This is a genomic window from Actinomadura syzygii, from assembly GCF_008085905.1.
Taxonomy (GTDB): domain Bacteria; phylum Actinomycetota; class Actinomycetes; order Streptosporangiales; family Streptosporangiaceae; genus Spirillospora; species Spirillospora syzygii.
This window is the reverse complement of the sequence record NZ_VSFF01000001.1, coordinates 769,245-787,753: the sequence shown is the minus strand read 5'-3', so window position 1 is coordinate 787,753 and position 18,509 is coordinate 769,245. Positions and strand designations below refer to the sequence as shown.

At 71.7% G+C, this 18,509-nt stretch carries 19 protein-coding genes; 10 read left to right on the top strand and 9 right to left on the bottom strand.

What is annotated here, in order from left to right; genetic code table 11:
- From FXF65_RS03830 to pknB, 6 genes are read left to right on the top strand one after another with little or no spacing between them, the layout of a single operon-like run.
- Positions 1 to 501 (top strand): FHA domain-containing protein FhaB/FipA, encoded by a 501-nt coding sequence (locus tag FXF65_RS03830; protein ID WP_148348243.1) that lies wholly within the window; start codon positions 1 to 3, stop codon positions 499 to 501.
- Positions 498 to 2,075 (top strand): Stp1/IreP family PP2C-type Ser/Thr phosphatase, encoded by a 1,578-nt coding sequence (locus FXF65_RS03825; protein ID WP_148348242.1) that lies wholly within the window; start codon positions 498 to 500, stop codon positions 2,073 to 2,075. The genes FXF65_RS03830 and FXF65_RS03825 overlap by 4 nt, the downstream gene beginning before the upstream one ends.
- On the top strand, positions 2,076 to 3,665 hold the full coding sequence (locus FXF65_RS03820; protein ID WP_148348241.1) for an FtsW/RodA/SpoVE family cell cycle protein: 1,590 nt from the start codon (positions 2,076 to 2,078) through the stop codon (positions 3,663 to 3,665). It begins immediately after the preceding gene.
- Positions 3,666 to 3,675: 10 nt separating this feature from the next.
- Complete coding sequence (locus FXF65_RS03815) at positions 3,676 to 5,175, top strand: peptidoglycan D,D-transpeptidase FtsI family protein (protein ID WP_148348240.1); 1,500 nt, start codon at positions 3,676 to 3,678, stop codon at positions 5,173 to 5,175.
- The gene (locus tag FXF65_RS03810) at positions 5,172 to 6,599 is read left to right on the top strand and encodes a serine/threonine-protein kinase (RefSeq protein WP_148348239.1); all 1,428 of its coding nucleotides are present in this window, start codon (positions 5,172 to 5,174) and stop codon (positions 6,597 to 6,599) included. Before FXF65_RS03815 ends, FXF65_RS03810 begins: the two co-directional genes overlap by 4 nt.
- Before the next feature lie 22 nt (positions 6,600 to 6,621).
- The gene (gene pknB, locus FXF65_RS03805; protein ID WP_148348238.1) at positions 6,622 to 8,439 is read left to right on the top strand and encodes a Stk1 family PASTA domain-containing Ser/Thr kinase; all 1,818 of its coding nucleotides are present in this window, start codon (positions 6,622 to 6,624) and stop codon (positions 8,437 to 8,439) included.
- 228 nt (positions 8,440 to 8,667) lie between these two features.
- Here the strand turns inward: pknB and FXF65_RS03800 are convergent, their stop codons facing one another.
- Genes FXF65_RS03800 through FXF65_RS03785 form a run of 4 tightly spaced genes read right to left on the bottom strand, consistent with a single transcriptional unit; the run spans position 8,668 to position 10,842 of the window.
- A complete protein-coding gene (locus FXF65_RS03800) occupies positions 8,668 to 9,249 on the bottom strand; it encodes an anthranilate synthase component II (RefSeq protein ID WP_148348237.1) in 582 nt (193 codons plus the stop codon).
- Positions 9,249 to 9,434, bottom strand: a complete 186-nt coding sequence (locus FXF65_RS03795) for a hypothetical protein (protein WP_148348236.1) — start codon at positions 9,432 to 9,434, stop codon at positions 9,249 to 9,251. The genes FXF65_RS03800 and FXF65_RS03795 overlap by 1 nt, the downstream gene beginning before the upstream one ends.
- A gap of 8 nt (positions 9,435 to 9,442) precedes the next feature.
- Positions 9,443 to 10,072, bottom strand: a complete 630-nt coding sequence (locus FXF65_RS03790; RefSeq protein WP_246198327.1) for a class E sortase — start codon at positions 10,070 to 10,072, stop codon at positions 9,443 to 9,445.
- Between the two features lie 23 nt (positions 10,073 to 10,095).
- Complete coding sequence (locus FXF65_RS03785) at positions 10,096 to 10,842, bottom strand: DUF881 domain-containing protein (protein WP_148348235.1); 747 nt, start codon at positions 10,840 to 10,842, stop codon at positions 10,096 to 10,098.
- Between the two features lie 79 nt (positions 10,843 to 10,921).
- Here FXF65_RS03785 and FXF65_RS03780 point away from each other — a divergent pair, with 79 nt between their 5' ends.
- A complete protein-coding gene (locus FXF65_RS03780) occupies positions 10,922 to 11,179 on the top strand; it encodes a cell division protein CrgA (protein WP_148348234.1) in 258 nt (85 codons plus the stop codon).
- Between the two features lie 168 nt (positions 11,180 to 11,347).
- On the opposite strand, the gene FXF65_RS03775 is transcribed toward FXF65_RS03780, so the two are convergent.
- Positions 11,348 to 12,244 carry a rhomboid family intramembrane serine protease gene (locus tag FXF65_RS03775; RefSeq protein WP_148348233.1) on the bottom strand — a complete coding sequence of 299 codons (897 nt, stop codon included), beginning with the start codon at positions 12,242 to 12,244 and terminating at the stop codon, positions 11,348 to 11,350.
- A gap of 94 nt (positions 12,245 to 12,338) precedes the next feature.
- Positions 12,339 to 12,863, bottom strand: coding sequence for a peptidylprolyl isomerase (locus FXF65_RS03770; protein ID WP_148348367.1), 525 nt, complete (start codon positions 12,861 to 12,863; stop codon positions 12,339 to 12,341).
- Between the two features lie 217 nt (positions 12,864 to 13,080).
- On the opposite strand from FXF65_RS03770, the gene FXF65_RS03765 reads away from it, so the two are divergent.
- Positions 13,081 to 13,554 carry a hypothetical protein gene (locus FXF65_RS03765; protein ID WP_148348232.1) on the top strand — a complete coding sequence of 158 codons (474 nt, stop codon included), beginning with the start codon at positions 13,081 to 13,083 and terminating at the stop codon, positions 13,552 to 13,554.
- Positions 13,555 to 13,720: 166 nt separating this feature from the next.
- The gene (locus tag FXF65_RS03760; protein WP_148348231.1) at positions 13,721 to 14,572 is read left to right on the top strand and encodes an acyltransferase; all 852 of its coding nucleotides are present in this window, start codon (positions 13,721 to 13,723) and stop codon (positions 14,570 to 14,572) included.
- A 7-nt stretch (positions 14,573 to 14,579) separates the two neighbouring features.
- Here FXF65_RS03760 and FXF65_RS03755 read toward each other — a convergent pair whose 3' ends face one another.
- Entirely contained in the window at positions 14,580 to 15,656 is a 1,077-nt protein-coding gene (locus FXF65_RS03755) for an amidohydrolase family protein (RefSeq protein ID WP_148348230.1), read from the bottom strand.
- Positions 15,657 to 15,754: 98 nt separating this feature from the next.
- Between FXF65_RS03755 and FXF65_RS03750 the strand changes: the two genes are divergently transcribed.
- Entirely contained in the window at positions 15,755 to 16,216 is a 462-nt protein-coding gene (locus FXF65_RS03750) for a MarR family winged helix-turn-helix transcriptional regulator (RefSeq protein WP_148348229.1), read from the top strand.
- 28 nt (positions 16,217 to 16,244) lie between these two features.
- Here FXF65_RS03750 and FXF65_RS03745 read toward each other — a convergent pair whose 3' ends face one another.
- Together FXF65_RS03745 and FXF65_RS03740 are read right to left on the bottom strand one after the other, a co-directional pair.
- A complete protein-coding gene (locus tag FXF65_RS03745; RefSeq protein WP_148348228.1) occupies positions 16,245 to 16,661 on the bottom strand; it encodes a hypothetical protein in 417 nt (138 codons plus the stop codon).
- A 165-nt stretch (positions 16,662 to 16,826) separates the two neighbouring features.
- Positions 16,827 to 18,359 carry a DEAD/DEAH box helicase gene (locus tag FXF65_RS03740; protein WP_148348366.1) on the bottom strand — a complete coding sequence of 511 codons (1,533 nt, stop codon included), beginning with the start codon at positions 18,357 to 18,359 and terminating at the stop codon, positions 16,827 to 16,829.
- Positions 18,360 to 18,509: the final 150 nt, after the last annotated feature.

Below are 18,509 nucleotides of genomic sequence, written 5' to 3'. Positions count from 1 at the left end.
ATGACCGAATTCACCCTCACGCTGATCAAGCTGGCGTTCCTCGCGGTCCTCTGGCTGTTCGTCATCGCGGCCGTCGGAGTGATCAGGGCCGACCTGTTCGGCTCGAAGGCCGCGGCGAGGGCGGCCAACCGGGAGTCCAAGCCCCGTCCCCCGAAGCCGCGGCAGCAGCAGCCGAAGCCGCAGCGACAGCCCCGCAGCGCCCAGCACGCCGCCCCGACGAAGCTCGTGGTGGTGCAGGGCGAACGGGCCGGCACCGTCATAGACCTCACCGGCGTCCCTATCACCATCGGTCGGGCGAATGACGCCACGCTCGTGGTGACCGACGACTACGCTTCGAGCCGGCATGCCCGAATTTACGCGCAGGACGGTCAGTGGATCGTGGAAGATCTCGGCTCGACCAATGGGACGTATCTCGGCCGCACGAAGGTGAGCCAGCCGATGCCGGTGCCGCCGGGGGTCCCGGTCCGTATCGGCAAGACCGTGATCGAGCTGCGCAAATGACCCTGGGAATCCGCTACGCCGCGCGCTCCGACGTCGGCATGCTGCGCGAGGGCAACGAGGACTCGGCGTACGCGGGCGCGCACCTGCTCGCGGTGGCCGACGGGATGGGCGGGCACGTCGGCGGCGAGATCGCCAGCGCGGCGGCCATAGAGGCGCTCCGCGCCCTCGACAAGGACCTTCCCGCGACGGAGCTGCTGGCCGCGCTGGAGCACACGGTCAAGGCGGCGAACGACAACCTGCACCGCATCGTCGAGTCCGACCCGGCCCTCCAGGGCATGGGGACGACCCTCACCGCGATGCTGTGGGCGGGCAACCAGGTCGCGCTCGTCCACATCGGCGACTCGCGCGCCTACCTCCTGCGCGACGGCAGCCTCTTCCAGATCACGCACGACCACACGCTGGTGCAGTCGCTCGTCGACGAGGGCCGGATCAGCCCGGACGAGGCGGCGTCGCACCCGCAGCGCTCACTGCTGCTGCGCGCGCTCGACGGCCGCGGCGAGGTCGATCCCGACCTGTCGCTGCGCGAGGCGCAGGTCGGCGACCGGTACCTGCTGTGCTCGGACGGCCTGTCCGGCGTCGTCACCGCCGAGACGATCTTCCAGGTGCTGACCGACGTGGACGAGCCCGACCAGGCCGTCCGGCAGCTCATCGACCTCGCGAACCGCGGCGGCGGGCCGGACAACATCACCTGCGTCGTCGCCGACGTGATCGACATGGAGCGGCAGCCGCCGACCGGCGGGCCGGGCCAGGCGGTCGGCGCGGCGGCGAACTCGGCGCCGCCGGAGCCGCCCGGCGGCGGGCCCGGCGCGAACACGACGGTCGCCGACACGCCCGCCGGACGCGCCGCGCAGCTCCGCGACACGATGCCGCAGCCCCCGGTCGCCGTCGACGAGATGCCGCCGCCGCCCGCCCCCGCCCCGCTGAGCGATCCGCGGGGCGGACCGCCGATGGCGGGCGCGATGCAGGGGGCCCCGATGGGCGGCCGGCGCCGCGGCGGCCGCCGCTGGACGTGGCTCGTCGTCGCCGCCGGGGTGGTCGTCGTCGGCCTCGTCGCGGGCGGGGTCGTGCTGGTGCAGAACGTCCGGAACGGCTACTACATCGGCGCGGAGAACAAGCAGGCGGTGCTCTTCCGCGGGACGCCGCACGGCGTCCCCGGCATCGACCTGTCCCGCAGGGCCGACGCCAAGGGCCTCCAGCCGATCATGGTCGAGGACCTCCCCGAGAACCTCCAGCGGCAGGTCGAGGACACCTACACCGTCGACGGCCCGCGCGACTGGAACCTCCTGGTCGAGCGGGTCTGCAAGTACAGCCTGGTCGACGAGTCCGGCAAGGTCGCCATCGTGCGCGGCCGGGCCCAGCAGAACTGCGTGGAGGGCAAGCCCGTCGCCACCTCCCTCCCGGTCGGCGAGCTCCCCGTCTCGGACGCCACGGCGATCCGGAAGGGCGAGGTGTCGAAGCTCATCGGGCGCGCCGCGGCCGACGACCGCCTCCGGCAGCTGACGGACCGCCGCGACAAGTGCAAGCGGCGCGACCCCGCGATCCGGGACTGTCCCTCCGAGGGAGGGAAGTCCTAGATGCAGTCGATCGGAGACCAGATCAGGGCGCACCTGCCCTACCAGCGGCGCAACTCCGCCTCGCTGGCGCTGCTGATCTTCGCGATGGTGCTGACGCTGTCGGCGTTCGCCGAGGTGGGGCTCGCGCGGGACGGCAAGATCCCCGGCGGGCTCTTCGTCTACGGCGGCGGGCTGGTCGTGCTGGCGTTCGCGGCGTTCTTCGTCCAGACGAAGTTCACGCCCTACGCCGACCCGCTGCTGCTGCCGCTCGCGGTCGCGCTGAACGGCATCGGGCTGGCCATGATCTACCGGCTCGACCTGGACACGAGCAAGGATCACAAGATCGCCGAGGCGGCCGGCAAGAAGCTCCTCAAGGACGCCGCCGACGCGCCCGGCCAGCTGATGTGGACGTTCGTCGGCATCGGCCTGTTCGTCATCGCCGTGCTGCTCATGCGCGACACCGACAAGCCGGACGCGCCGCTGTCCGTCACCCCGAAGACCGCGCAGCGCTACACGTACCTGATCGGCCTCACCGGCGTGATCTTCCTGCTGCTGCCGATCGTCCCCGGCATCGGGATGGAGATCAACGGCGCCCGCGTGTGGATCCACCTCGGTCCGCTGTCCGTCCAGCCGGGCGAGTTCACCAAGCTGCTGCTGGTCGTTTTCTTCGCCGGGTACCTGGTGAACAAGCGGCAGGCGATGTCGCTGATCGGGAAGAAGGTCGGGCCGATCAGCCTGCCCCGGGCCCGCGACCTCGGCCCGATCGTGGTGATCTGGTTCCTCTGCCTGGGCGTCCTGTTCATGCAGAAGGACCTCGGCACCGCGCTGCTGTTCTTCGGCCTGTTCGTGTCGATGCTCTACATCGCGACGCAGCGGGTGTCGTGGGTGTTCATCGGCGTCGGGCTGCTTGCGGTCGGCGTGTTCATCGCGACGCTGCTGCCCTTCATGGGGCACGTCAACCAGCGCATCGACATCTGGCAGAACCCGAAGCCGTACTTCGACGGCGGCTGCCTGATGGACGACGGCAAGGTCATCCCGGTCAACCCCGACACCGCCATCTACAAGAAGTTCAAGGCGCAGGGCGACCCGTCGCCGGGCTTCAGCGCCTGCGTCAGCGAGCTCGGCGGCGAGTACTCCGACAGCGCGCAGCTCATGAAGGGGCTGTTCTCGCTCGGGCAGGGCGGCGTCCTCGGCACCGGCCTCGGCCAGGGCGAACCCTGGCGGACACCGCTGTCCTTCAGCGACTTCATCTTCGACTCACTGGGTGAGGAACTCGGCCTGACCGGGTTGATGGTGCTGCTGCTGACGTACGCGTTGATCGTCCAACGGGGGATGAAGACCGCCGTGGCGGCGCGAGATCCGTTCCTCAAGCTGTTCGCGGGCGGTGTGTCGTTCGTCCTCGCCCTCCAGGTCTTCGTGATCGTCGGGGGCGTCACGCGGCTCATCCCGCTCACCGGCCTGACGACGCCGTTCCTGTCCCAGGGCGGTTCGTCGCTGATGGCCAACTGGATTCTGATCGCGATCCTGGTGCGGATGAGCCATGACGCGCGCAAGCCCGCCCCGCAGGCGATCCAGGACGAAGGCATGACCCAGATCGTGAGCACGAGGTGAGCTGCCCTTCATGAACATGGACAAGCCGGTCCGGCGGGTGGCGATCTTCGCGATGCTGCTGTTCTTCGGGCTGATGGCACAGGTGAACTACGTCCAGGGAAGCCAGGCGGAGGACCTCCGCACCGACGCGCGCAACGCCCGGCAGTACGCGGACGTCTTCAACTCGCCGCGCGGCCAGATCTCCGCGGGCGGCGAGGTGCTGGTCGAGTCGAAGGAGACCCACAAGCCCAACCCGAAGTACGGCCGGACGTACGGGTCGAAGCCCGGCGACGGGCCGATCTTCGCGCCGATCACGGGGTACTTCAACGGGAACGCCACGCAGGTCGAGCGGGCCTACAACTCGCTGCTCGGCGGCAAGGACAAGCGGATCACCCAGCAGCGCTGGTTCGACACGTTCATCGGCAAGAAGGCCGAGGGCGCGAACCTGGAGCTGACGGTCGACCCGGAGGCGCAGCGCACCGCCTACCGGGCGTTGAAGGAGAAGACCCAGCCGGGCCGCCGCGGCGGCGCCGTGGTGATCGACATCAAGACCGGGGCGATCAAGGTGGCGGCGTCGTGGCCGTCGTTCGACCCGAACGAGGTCGCGCCGCAGACCGGTGAGAAGGGCGCGAAGCGCCTGGAGGAGCTGGACAAGGGCAGCGGCGTGATCAGGCCGCTGGTCGACAACGCGCTCAGCCAGACGTTCCCGCCCGGCTCGTCGTTCAAGACGGTCACCTCGGCGGTGGCGATGGAGCGGCTCGGGCTGAACATCTCCAGCCAGGTCAACACGGGGCAGCTGATCCTGCCGGAGTCGGGGCGTCCGCTGCCGAACTCGCACGACAGCGGGAGCTGCGCGGGCTCGGCGCCGCTCAAGGGCGCGTTCGCCGAGTCGTGCAACACCTCGTTCGCGAAGATGGCGCTCGACATGGGCATCCAGCAGCTGCACGACGGCTCCGCGAAGTTCGGGTTCGGCGAGCGGATCAAGATGGAGCCGGACATGTACGCCGCCGCGAGCGCCGTCCCGGTGTCGGTGACGGACGCCAAGGGCAACAAGATCGAGACCGGCAAGGACGGGACGGCCCGGTCCGGCATCGGGCAGGAGAACGTCCGCGCCACGCCGCTGCAGATGGCGATGGTCGCCTGCGCCGTCGCCAACGACGGCAAGATCATGAGCCCGTACGTCGTCCAGACGGTCCGCGCGAAGGACCAGAGCGAGCTGTACTCCGCGTCGCCGAAGCAGTTCGCGCAGGCGATGAGCGGCGACCACGCCGAGCAGATGCAGGAGATGATGCGCGCGGTGGTCTCCGAGGGCACCGCGAAGAACCTCCAGGGCCGGCAGATCGCGGGCAAGACCGGCACCGCCGAGCAGGACCCGGCGTCCGGCATCCCGAACTCCCGCTGGTTCGTCGGGTTCAGCCCGGTGCAGAACCCGCGGTACGCCTTCGCCGTCGTCACCGAGGGTTCGGGCGACGGCGCGACCAACGCCGGCCCGATCGCGGCGACGATCATGGCCGAGGTCCTGAAGAAGTGAGCCCGGGCCTCGTCCTGAACGACCGGTACCGGCTGCTGGAGCGGCTGGCGATCGGCGGGATGGGCGAGGTCTGGCGCGCGTCCGACGACGCGGCCGGGTACGAGGTCGCGGTGAAGCTGCTGCGCCGCGAGCTCGGCGGCGACCAGTCGGCGCAGGGCAGGTTCGCGGCGGAGGCGCGGTTCGCGGCCGAGCTGCGGCACCCCGGGATCGCGCGGGCGTACGACTTCGGCGAGCAGGACGGCCGGACGTTCATCGTGATGGAGCTGGTCCCCGGCGAGCCGCTGGACGAGATCCTCGCGCGCGGCGGCGGGCTGCCGGTGGAGGCCGTCCTCGACCTGATGGTGCAGGCCGGGCGGGCGCTGACGGTGGCGCACGCGGCGGGCGTCGTGCACCGGGACGTGAAGCCCGCGAACCTGATGGTGTCCCCGGACGGCACCCTCAAGATCACCGACTTCGGGATCGCGCGGCGGCTGGCGGGGGCGTCGCAGACCGCGACGGGCATGGTCATGGGGACGGCCCACTACATCTCGCCGGAGCAGGCGCAGGGCCACGACCTGTCCCCGGCGGCCGACCTCTACTCGCTGGGCGTGGTGGCGTACGAGTGCCTGACGGGCGCGCCGCCGTTCGACGGGTCCACGCCGGTGGAGGTGGCGCTCAAGCACGTCCGGGACGCGCCCGCCGGGCTGCCGGGCCGGGTGCCGCGCGCCGCCCGCGAGCTGGTCATGCAGATGCTGGCGAAGCATCCGGCGGGACGTCCGGCCGACGCGGGCGAGGTGGTCCGGCGGGCGCTCGGGATCCGCGCGGCGCTGAGCACCGGCCGGCAGGCCCGGGTGGACGCCGGGAACGGCGGGCGCCCGCGCCGATCAGGTGACACCATCGTTACCCGATCGTCCACCTTGTCGGGATTTGACGACTCCGGCGCGGCGGATAGCCTCACCAAGGGGCCGGCGCGCGGGCAACGGCGCAGCGCGCTCGCCTACACGTCGGTCGCCGCCGTCCTGCTGGTGGCCTGCGCCATCGTCATCGGGACGCTGTGGCGCGGGTTCGCCTTCGCGGGCCTCGGCGCCGACGAGCGCGACCCGCCGGCCGGCCCGCCCGCGACCAGGCCGGTCGGGGACCAGCACGTCCGCGACCCGGCCGTCCACCCGGACGGGCTCCCACGGCACCGGGCGCGCACACCCTGGCCGACTGTCGTGCCACGGCACCGGACGCATAGGATCCGTCCGTCAACGCGGGGGGCCCGGAGGACGTCCCCGACACGAGAGACCTCAACGAATCCGCCCCGGGCGACCCCCACCGCCCCAGAGCCACCTGCCCCAGAGCCAACACCCGCACCGACGGAGACCTCCACGACTCCGTCAACTCCGAGCCCGGATCCCTCTTCCGCACAGGACGGGAAGCTAGGTTCGGAGGACAAGGTGTAGACGTACGAGGGAAAGTGCACATATGAGTCAACCTCGGCTGCTCGGCGGCCGCTACGAGCTCGATACGGTGATCGGGCGAGGCGGCATGGCCGAGGTCTACCGTGCCCGGGACCTGCGGTTGGACCGCGTCGTCGCGGTCAAGACGCTCAGGTCCGACCTGGCCCGCGACCCGACGTTCCAGGCCCGGTTCCGGCGCGAGGCGCAGTCCGCCGCGTCGCTGAACCACCCCTCGGTCATCGCCGTGTACGACACCGGCGAGGACATGATCGGCGACACCTCGATCCCGTACATCGTCATGGAGTACGTGGACGGGAGCACGCTGCGCGACCTCCTCCGCGAGAACCGCGCGCTGATGCCCGACAAGGCCCTGGAGATCACCGACGGGATCCTGCGCGCCCTCGACTACAGCCACCGCGGCGGCATCGTCCACCGCGACATCAAGCCCGCCAACGTGATGCTGACCCGGCAGCACGAGGTCAAGGTCATGGACTTCGGCATCGCCCGGGCCATGGCCGACACCGCCGCCACCATGACGCAGACCGCGCAGGTCATCGGCACCGCGCAGTACCTGTCGCCGGAGCAGGCGCGGGGCGAGCGGGTCGACGCCCGCAGCGACATCTACTCCACCGGCTGCGTGCTGTACGAACTGCTCACCGGAAAGCCGCCGTTCACCGGCGACTCCCCGGTCGCGATCGCCTACCAGCACGTCCGGGAGGAGCCCGTCCCGCCGTCGCAGGTCGACCCGCAGATTCCGCAGTGGGCGGACGCGATCGTCCTGAAGGCCATGGCCAAGGAGGCCGACAACCGCTACCAGAACGCGACGGAGTTCCGGCAGGAGATCCAGCGCGTGCTGCAGGGGCAGCCGGTGGCGTCGACGGCCGCGTCCACGATGATGATGGGCGCGCAGCAGCCGCAGGGCACGCAGGTCATGGGCGCCTATCCCGGCGGCGGACCGGCCCGCACCCAGGTGCACCGGCCGGACGACGGGTACGGGCTGCCGCCCGTCCGGTACGACGACGAGCCCGAGCGCGGCGGCGCCGGGAAGAAGGTCGCGCTGTGGGTGGGGCTCGCCATCCTGTTCATCGGCGGCGCGGCGCTCATCGGCTGGAAGATGAGCGGCAACGGGGGGAGCGGCACCGACGAGGTCGCCATCCCGCAGAGCATCGTCAACGTGTCGCAGACCGACGCGTCCGGGCAGCTCACCAAGCTCGGCTTCAAGGTCGGCGAGTCGAAGACCGACTACAGCGACGACGTGCGCCGGGGCTACGTGATCAGCTCCGACCCGCGTCCCGGCACGAACGCCGCGAAGGGCGCGACGGTCACGCTGCTCGTCTCCAAGGGCAAGAAGCCGCCGACGCAGGTCGAGGTGCCGGACGTGACCGGCAAGCCGTACACCGTGGCCAAGGCGACGCTGGAGGAACGCGGGTTCGAGGTCGAGAAGCGGGTCGAGTCGAGCGACAGCGTCCCCAGGCTCAGCGTGATCAACACCGACCCGGCCGGCGGGACGAAGGCCGACAAGGGCGCCAGCATCACCGTCGTCGTGTCGAACGGCCCGGCCAACCTCAAGGTGCCGGACCTGTTCAACAACAGCCAGCGGGCCGCCTGCGGCAAGCTCCAGCGGCTCGGGCTGCGCTGCGATGTGAAGAAGGGCGTCGCGCCGCCGGACCGCCAGGTCGCGCCGGGCTTCGTGTTCAACCAGGAGCCCACCCCGGACGCCACGGTCGCCCCCGGCGACACCGTGACGATCTACGTGGCCCAGCAGGCGCCGAACCCGCCGACCGGCCCGACCGGCCCGCCGGAGACGCCCGGCATCCCCGGGTTCCCGAACGGCAACGGCTGACCCGTCGACCGACGAAGGGCCCCGGCCTCCCCTGCGGGAGGCCGGGGCCCTTTCGGTTCGCAGGCGGTCCCCTGACCTGCGAGTTCCCAAATCAGCCGAGATCTTCAGAAATTTTCGGTTGAAATCCGTAACGTCCCGGTGTGCCGTGACGAAGACCATATCGAGGGCTTCCGCCATTGCCCCCGAGTGGCGGAAGCCCTCTTCGCTGTCTTGAGACGCCTCGGACCGCTAGGAGGTTCGGGTTGATGTCAGCCAGTTCTCCAGGAGCCGGTGGCCGTGGGCCGAGAGGATCGACTCCGGGTGGAACTGGACGCCCTCGATCGGGCGGGATCGGTGGCGCAGCCCCATGATCACGCCTGCGGGGGTTCGGGCCGTCACCTCGAGCGGGGACCGGACGGTCGCCGGGTCCACCGCCAGGGAGTGGTAGCGGGTCGCCTGGAAGCTCGTGGGCAGTCCGTGGAAGACGCCCTCGCCGGTGTGGACGATCTCGCTCGTGGAGCCGTGGACGATCTCCGGCGCGCGGGTCACCGCGGCGCCGTGGACGTGGGCGATCACCTGGTGGCCCAGGCAGACGCCGAGGAGGGGCGTGCCCCGGCGGTCGGCGTCCCGGACCAGGTCCAGGCAGACGCCCGCGTCGGCGGGGTGGCCGGGGCCGGGGCTCAGCAGGACGCCGTCGACGTCCGCCGCGTCGCCGAGGGTGACGTCCGAGCGGTCCTTGACCAGGCAGTCGGCGCCCAGCTCCAGCAGGTACTGGACGATGTTGTAAACGAAGCTGTCGTGGTTGTCCACGACGAGGACGCGCACGGTCATCAGGGCTTCGCTGACTGGGTGGGCGTCGGGCCGTCCACCACGCCGTGGTCGAACTGGACCTTGGGCTCCACCCACGGGAACACCACATACCAGAGGACGACCGCGACGGCGACGACCAGCCCGAGCGCGGTCGCCGTCCTGGTCTGCCACGTGCCCGGCAGGCGGCGCCATATCCACAGGTACACGGGGCCTCCTAGGTCGGTTTCTGGACGCGCCGCACCGCGGACGCCAGCTCGCCGAAAATGATCATCCGTTCGGCGGCGGAGTACTTCGGGTGGCAGGTGGTCAGCGTGATCATGCGCTTGGTGGGCTTGCGGTTCGGGTGCAGCGGGACGGGCGCCGTCACCTCCACGGCGGACGGCTTCACGATCCGGCGGTCGGTGACGGTGTAGGTGTACTGCTCGTCCCGCGTGTCGATGAGGATCTTGTCGCCGAGCCGCAGCTCGCCGAGCCGGTTGAAGGGGGCGGAGTAGGTCGTCCGGTGGCCGGAGACGACGAAGTTGCCGACCTGGCCGGGCAGTGCCGTGCCGGGATAGTGGCCGGGGCCCTTGCGCAGGTCCTTCCGCTCGACGCCCTCGATGACGACGTAGTGGTAGTCCTTGCCGAAGCGGGGGATGCGGATCATCGCCAGGCCCTTCCCGAGCCTCACCTGCTCGGTGGTGACCCTGGACGCGCGCCAGTCCTTCATGAGCTCGTCGCCGAGGCGGTTCTGCTGGCCCTCGGTGTAGCGGCCGGTGCCCCACAGCTCGTACGTCACGAAGAGAATGACGATCAGGCCGGCGGTGATGCACAGTTCGCCCATGCCACGGATGACCGTCCGCAACGCGCGTCCTCTCTGCTCGGGGGCTACTCGGGGGCCCGCTCGGGCGGCACCGTGGCGTGCTTCATCGTCACGTTGCCGGTGTAGGGCGGCAGGGTGGCGCGCTCCACGGTCCGCACCGCGTAGCCGAGCCCGTACGCGCGGACGTACTTCCGGTACACGGCGATCTCGTGGGACGCGCCGAGCGCCGCGCGCAGCCGCCCCGGGTCGCCGACGGCGGTGATCCGGAACGGCGGGGAGTACACGACGCCCTGGAGGATCAGCGTATTGCCCACGCAGCGGACCGCGCTCGTCGAGATGACCCGCTGGTCCATGATCTGGAGGCCGCGGGCGCCGCCCGCCCACAGCGCGTTGACGACGGCCTGCACGTCCGCCTGGTGGACGACGAGGTCGTCCGGACGTGCCCCGCGGGGCGGGTCGCCGTGCTGGGGCGCGTCGTCCAGCGAGACGCCGACGCCGGGCCCGGCGAGCGGGGTGAGCCCGGCGCGGGCGGCGAGCGCGTCCGCTTCGGCCTGGGCCCGCTTCACGCGGGCGTCGTGACGTCCGGCCGCGCGCGATATACCGTCGACCTCGTGGCGGAGCCGCCGGTACTCGGCGCGCTCCTGGCGGCTGCGGCGCTGCTCGGCGGCGATGAGCTCGGTCATCCGGGTGCGGCCCTGCTCGCGCAGGCTCGTGCCGCGGGCCGTGCTCGCGCTCGCCGCGAACAGGGTTCCCGCGAGGAGCGTGAGAACTGGGATGATGCTTCGCCACGCTGGACGCCGTACGCTGCACATCGGCGACTACGCTAACCGACAAACCACCCATGCGCGGACCGGCGCTCCGGCCGCCGGCCGTCCGAGGAGACCGACCACCGTGGCCAAGTCCAAAGTGCGCAAGAAGGCCGTTTACACGCCCCCGCAGAAGTCGAAGGCCCCGGAGGTCAGCCCGCGCTGGCTGGTGCCGACCATGGTGGGGCTGTGGCTCGTCGGCCTGATCTGGATCGCCGTCTTCTACGTGACGGCGAGCACCGGCACCGACGTGCCGTTCATGTCCGACCTGCACAACTGGAACCTGGGGATCGGCTTCACCGCCATCATCCTCGGCGTGGTGCTCTCGACCCGCTGGCGCTGACGCCGGGGTTATCCACAGGCTGGGAGGCTCCCGGGCGGGTTTTCCCCAGGTTTTCCACAGGCCGCGGCGGACAGGCGAGGACGCCGCCGCGGTGACCCCCGAGGGGGTGTGCGCGCGGCGGCGTCCGCGTGCCGCTTGACGTGGCGCTAAGCCGTGCCCAGGCCGTGCCTACACGGACGGGCTCAGCTCCGCCGTCCTGACGAGCACGAGCGCGGCGAGCAGCGCGAGCGTGACCAGCGGCGCGCCCACGTGGAACAGCGTGCGCCGCGCGGCCGGCGCGTACGCGTAGGCGGCGGCGAGCGCCGTGCCCACGACGAGCCCGCCGACGTGCCCCTGCCAGGAGATGTTCGGCACCGAGAAGGTGATCACCAGGTTGATCACCAGCAGCACCACGATCGGGCCGACCGACCCGCCGAACCTGCGGCCGATCACGAAGAACGCGCCGAACAGGCCGAAGATCGCGCCGGACGCGCCGACCGCCGAGTCGGCCGGGGAGCCCACCAGGTACAGCAGCACCGAGCCGCCGAGGCCGGACAGCAGGTACAGGGCGAGGAAGCGCCACCGTCCGAGCACCTGCTCCAGCGCGGGCCCGATCGCCCACAGCGCCCACATGTTGAACAGGATGTGGGTGACGCCGAAGCTGCCGCCGCGCTGGTGCAGGAACATCGTGGTGACCAGCCGGTACCACTCGCCCTCGGCGACGCCGCCGACCTCGCCGTCCGGCAGCACGCCGCGGCCCAGCATCATGAACTCCCAGACGACCCGCCACGACGACAGCTCGGCGAGGTAGGCCAGCACGCACGCGCCGATCAGCGTGTACGTGACGACCGGCACGGCGGTCGCCGAGCCCCGCGCGCCGAGCACCGTCCGGGGCACGGCCCGGCGGACGCCCTGGTTGCCCGCCCGGACGCACTCCACGCACTGGTGGCCGACGGCCGCGTCCCGCATGCACTCGGGGCAGATGAAGCGGTCGCACCGCGTGCAGCGCACGTACGTCTCCCGCCCCGGGTGCCGGTAGCAGGTCGGCACCGACGTCTCGGGGGCGGGACCGTGTTCTGTGGTCATCTGGAACTCCGTTGTGCCGTGCGGCGCATCGCTCGTCGTGGGCCTACGGCCGTCGTGGCTTACACCCGTCCTGGGCTTACACCGTATGCAACGACTAGCGGCGTTCGATCGTCACCGACTGGAGGACCACGTCCTGCTTCGGGCGGTCGCCGCGCGCCGTCTCGACCTTGCCGATCCGGTCGACGATGTCGGTGCCCTCGATGACCTTGCCGAAGATGGTGTGGCGGCCGGTGAGGTGCTGGGTCTGCCCGACGCTCAGCGTGATGAAGAACTGGGAGCCGTTCGTCCCGGGCCCGGCGTTGGCCATCGCCAGCAGGTAGGGCTTGTTGAACTTCAGGTCGGGGTGGAACTCGTCCTTGAACTCGTAGCCGGGGCCGCCGGTGCCGGTGCCGAGCGGGTCGCCGCCCTGGATCATGAACTTGTCGATCACGCGGTGGAAGACCGTCCCGCTGTAGAGCGGGTCGTTGGACTTCTGCCCGGTCCGCGGATCGTGCCAGGTCCGGGTGCCCTCCGCCAGTTCGACGAAGTTCGCCACCGTCTCCGGCGCCTGCTCCGGGTAGAGCTGGGCGACGATCTTGCCCTCGGACGTGTTCAGGGTCGCGAAGATCTCGTTGGCCACGCTGGCCGCCTCCTCGTGAGTCTGCGTGCTCTCTGGTGCGTACTCGCTGTGCCTTACTCGCCCTGCCGTGCTCGCTTCGCCCTGCTCGGCGGGGTCGCGGTCGCGCCCGAACCCGTCACGCTGTGCGGTCGAACGGTCGCGCACGAAGGTTTACCCCCCGGTCCGTGGGAAGGCTGCATGACAGGACCTCGCAAACAGGGAGGTTAGCGTGTCCCTAATGATCAGTTTCCGCGGTAAGCCGCAGGAGGAGGTTCGGAGCGGGCTCGGCCGCGCCCAGGAGGCGGCCCGGGTCGGCGTCGAACGGTGCCGTCAGGGCGCGTCCTCGGCGGCGGAGCGGATCGGACCCGCCGCGGGTGAGCGGGTGATGACGGTCCGCGGCTGGAGCGCCCCGCGCCTCCGGCAGGCGGCCCGATATGTCGAGAGCGGGCTCGCCCCCCGGGTGAGCACGTTCCTGAGCGGTGTCGCGCACCGGGTGGAGCCGCCGAAGCGGTCCGGTCCCGGACGCGGCGCGATCATGGCCATGCTGGGGACGGTCGCCGCCGTCGGCGTGGCCGGCGCGGTCGCGACCCGGCGCGGCGTGCTCCGCGACCTGGCCGGCGGCTCCGGCGACCGGTCGGGCGACGCCACCTCGGCGGACGCCATGACGGTCTCCGGCTCCGACGTCGACGGCCAGGTGCACTCGCCGCACTGAGCCCGCACTCAGGAGCCCCGCACTGAGGAGCCCCGCACTCAGGAGCCCCGCACTCAGGAGCCCCGCAGCAAGCCCCGTCCTCGGACGGATCGCCGAAGGGCCCGGTCGAGAAGACCGGGCCCTCCGGCGTGTCCAGGGCTTGCTACCTACCGGTACGGTGAGGGCCATGTCGCCGAACGGGCCGTCCCGGCTGTCCCGGCCGCTTCGCCGGTCGTTCCGCCGGCCGCTCGCGGCCCGCGCCGGGCTGCGGGCCCGCCAGGGCGTGCACGGGGCCGTCCACCGCGCCTGGGAGTGGGTGCAGCGGCACGGGGAGATCACCCCGGAGACGCCGGGCCGCCGCAGGTTCGCCTACCTCGGCGAGGGCGCGTGCATCGCGTTCCCGGTCGGCGCGATCTACGGCGAGCCGTGGATCGCGATCGGCGACCACACCCTGGTCGGGACGCACGTCACGATCTCGGCCGGGTTCGTCCCCGGCCTCGACCTCGGGCCGGACGTCGTCGTCCGGATCGGCGGGAGCTGCTCGATCGGCCGCGGCACGCACATCGTCGGCCACCAGTCGATCGAGATCGGCGACGACGTGTTCACCGGCCCCAACGTCTACATCACCGACCAGAACCACACCTATGGCGACCTCGACACCCCCATCGGACGGCAGTGGCCGGAGAACAACCCGGTCGTGATCGGCGACGGCTGCTGGATCGGCACCGGCGCGATCATCCTGCCCGGCACCCGGCTCGGCCGGAACGTCGCGGTCGCGGGCGGGGCCGTGGTGCGCGGCGAGTTCCCCGACCACGCGGTGATCGGCGGCGTCCCGGCGAAGGTGCTGCGCAGCCACGACGCCGAGCACGGCTGGCGGCCGCCGCTGCGCACCGACCCGCTGATGTCCCTGGACGAGCTGGCCGCCCTCTCCGTGGACGGCCTGGAGGGCCTGCAGATCCTCCAGGACAGGCTGCGCGAGCAACGCGGACCGGCGGCGCCCGCGCGGGACGAGGGCGTCCTCCGCGAAGAGGCGGGCTGACCCGGGCTCATCCGGTGAGCCGCTTCGCGAGCCGGGGCAGCAGGCGCAGCGCGTTGTCGCGGACGATGGCGCGGTGCGCGCGTCCGTCCACGCCGGGGTCGCGGTCGAAGTCGACGGTGTTGAGCCTGACCTCCTTCGCCGAGTTGGCGGGCCAGTCGGTGCCGAACAGCACGCGGTCGGCGCCCGCGGCGGCGAGCAGGGTCGGCGTCGCGTAGGGCGACGTCGGCAGCGCCGTGTCGTAGTGGAAGCGGCGCAGCGCCGGACGGATCTTCGCCGGGTCGGGCCCGCCGTCCTCGCGGCCCCAGCGCTCGGCGCGTCCGGCCATGTAGGGCAGGAACCCGCCGCCGTGGGACAGGATGATCGACACGTCCGGGTAGCGGTCGAGCGCGCCCGTGGCGATGAGGCTGAGCGCGGTGCGGGTGGTGTCGAGCAGGAAGTCGCCGAGCCAGTCGCCGACCTCCGGCACCTGGACGATGCCCTTCGGCGCGACGGGATGGGTGAACACTACGGCGCGGCGCCGGTTCAGCTCGGCGAAGAGGGGCTCGAACATCCGGTGTCCGAGGTAATGGCCTGCGGCGGAGGTGTTGAGCAGGACGCCGTCCGCGCCGAGGACGTCGAAGGCGTGCGCGGCCTGCTCCACGGCCAGGTCGGGGTGGAGCATCGCGACGTTGGCGAAGAAGCCGAACCGGGTGGGGTGGTCGCGCGCCAGCTCCGCGAGCGACTCGTTGCACACCTGGACGCCGGACACGGCGGTCTTGCGGTCCATGAACGCCTCGGCCGGGACGGGCGCTGAGGCGACGCCCACGGCGATGCCGTTGGCGTTCATGGTGCGGAGCGTGCCCCGAAGGGTCCACTGGGCCCAGGACGGGCCGCCGGTCGGCGGGAGCAGGCCCTGCGCGATGGCCCACTCCCGCATCTTGCGCGGGACGGCGTGGTGGTGCGTGTCGATCCGGCCGTGCGCTGGACGCCGTCGCGGCTCGCTCGCGGCGGCCCCGCTCGATGGGACGGCCGCCAGCGGAACGGCGGCCGCGGCGGCGGCGAGTCCGGACGCCTTCAAGGCACGGCGGCGGGTCATTTCGGACATGCGCGTCTCTCCTTGCTCGGTCGAGTGGTGCCGCCCACCTTTGGACCTAGCGAGAAAGTCTCATCTGAGAGTATATCAAACGGTCCTACCATGGGGGCATGCTCGACGATCTGCTCGAACGCCTCCTGTCCGGGGACGGCGACGCCCGGCACGTGGGGCTCGGCATGCTGCTCGCCGCCGCGCACCAGCACAGCCGGGCGCGCGTCAACGACGAGCTGCGGCCGCTGGGGATCGACGTCCGCGAGTTCTCGATGCTGTTCGCGCTGGAGCTGTACGGGCCGTCCAGCCAGCGGCGCCTCATCGACCTCACGGGCATCGACAAGTCGACGATGGTGCGCGCTATCGACGACCTGGAGGAGGCGGGGTTCGTCACCCGCGAGCGCTCCGCGCACGACCGCCGCGCCTACTCGGTCACGCTGACCGCCCACGGCCGCCAGACGCTCACCACTGCCCGCCGCACCGCCTCCGACGTCGGCGACCGCCTCTTCGGCGGCTTCACCCAGGCCGAACGCGACCAGTTCGTGGCTCTACTCCGCCGCCTCGCCGAACCAACCGACTAATGGAACGCCGAGCGACCGACGTCCGGCGTTAGCGGAGAAGAAGGAACGCGATGACGGCTGCCAGCAAGCCGATGAGTGGCACCAGCGTGTAGATGAGGGCGAGCGTTTCCCCGCCGGGGCGCTCGACCGGCTCGTAGCCGAGGACGCCCTGGTTGTAGATCGTGCGCGGCGTCGTGTAGTAGAGCAGGATCGGGCGTCCCGGCCGCGTGTCCACCGTGATCTCGGCTCGTCCCGACTTGACGCCGCAGTACGAGAGCCACACGCGGATCGGCCACTCGCCGGGCGGCAGGCTGACCGGGTTGTCGCCGACGCGCAGGTCCGTCCGGGTGTCGCCGATGCTCGCCCGGACCGGCAGGTCCCGGGGTCCGCGACCGTCCGGCGGCGTCGCGAACGGCGGCTGGACGCGGATCACCACCGGCACCGACGAGCCGTATCCGTGAGACATCGACGCCGACCCCCCTTACGGGCGCCGCGTTCGGACGCCCACCGGCCGGTCCGTCCGGCCGCTAGAGGCTTCGACGCCGTCCAACGCCGACCGGGTTTGCAAAGAAAAGGAAGCCCCGCCCATACGGGCGGAGCTTCCTATACGTGCCGGTCAGTCGCGGATGGGTCAGTTGTAGCGGGCCGCGCGGCGCTCGGGGTTGTAGCCGCCCCGGCGGTTGCCGTGCGAGCCGCCCCCGGTGCGGGGGCCGCCGCCGCGACGCTCACCGCGCCGCTCGCCGCCGCCACCGCCGGCGCGCTCGCCGTCCGGACGGGGGTAGGACGTGCGGTGCTCGCCGCCGTCGCGGGACTCGTAGGAGCCGCGGCGGCGTCCGTCCTGGCGGTCGCGGTCGAACGAGCGCGGGCCGCGCCCGCCGCGGCGTCCGCCCGGACGGCCCCGGCCGCCCCCTTCGCGGCGCGGCCGCTCCGGGATGATCGGCCCCTCGATCGGGATGCCCGACGGCTGCCGGGCCCCGGTCAGCTTGACCAGCTCCGCGTCGCCCGTGGTGACCCGGACGCGCGGCGCCTCGATGCCCGCCCGCCGCGTCATCGCGGACGTGGACCGCACCTGGTGCGGCAGGACGAGCGTCACGACCGTGCCGCGCTCGCCCGCCCGCGCGGTGCGCCCGGCGCGGTGCATGTAGTCCTTGTGGTCGGCGGGCGGGTCGACGTGCATGACGAGCGACACGTCGTCCACGTGGATGCCGCGGGCGGCGACGTCGGTGGCGACGAGCACGCTGATCGAGCCCTCGCGGAACTCGGCGAGCGTGCGGGTGCGCAGCCCCTGGCTCTTGCCGCCGTGCAGGCCCGCCGCGCGGACGCCCGCCTGGGTGAGCTGCTTGGCGAGCCGGTCGACGCCGTGCTTGGTGCGGGCGAACAGGATCGTCCGGCCCTCGCGGTTGGCGATCTCGGCCGTGATGGCGGCCTTCTCCTTGGGGGCGACCAGGAGGAGGTGGTGCTCCATCGTGTCGACGGACTCGTCCACCGGGCCGATGGCGTGCGTCACCGGGTCGTCCAGGTAGCGCTTGACGAGGACGTCCACGTCGCGGTCGAGGGTGGCGGAGAACAGCAGCCGCTGCCCGCCGCGGCGCGCGCCGTCGAGGATGTCGGTGACGTCGGGCAGGAAGCCCATGTCGGCCATGTGGTCGGCCTCGTCCAGCACGACGATCTCGACGTCGGACAAGTCGCAGGCGCCCTGGCCCATCAGGTCCTTGAGGCGTCCGGGGGTGGCGACGACGACCTCGACGCCCCGGCGCAGGGCGTCGATCTGCTTGAACATGGAGGTCTGGCCGATGACGGTCTTGAACCGGAGGCCGAGGCCGCGGCCGAGCGGCTCCAGGTTGGTCTGCACCTGCTGGGCCAGCTCGCGCGTCGGGACGAGCACCATCGCGAGCGGGCGCTTCGGCGCGGCCTTGCGGCCGGACAGCCGGGCGAGCATGGGGAGGCCGAAGGCCAGGGTCTTGCCGGAGCCGGTCTTGCCGCGGCCGAGGACGTCGCGTCCGGCCATCACGTCGGGGATCGCGGCGGCCTGGATCGGGAACGGGTTCTCGATGCCCTGCCGGCTGAGGGCGCTCACCAGCGACGGCGGGAGGCCGAGCTCGGCGAACGTCGGAACCCGCTCCTCGCTCGCGGCCTCGGCGTCCGTGGACGCGTCGCCGGGCATGGTCGGGTTCTGTGCAGCATCAGCTGTGGTCACGCATTACCTTCCGAGAGGGGGCACGTCTCGGGAGGCTCCACGGTGAGCGCGGCCTGCAAGGACGAGCCTGGCGCCGTCGGGGCGCCGAAGAATGATTCGTTGAGTCTAACGTCGCCG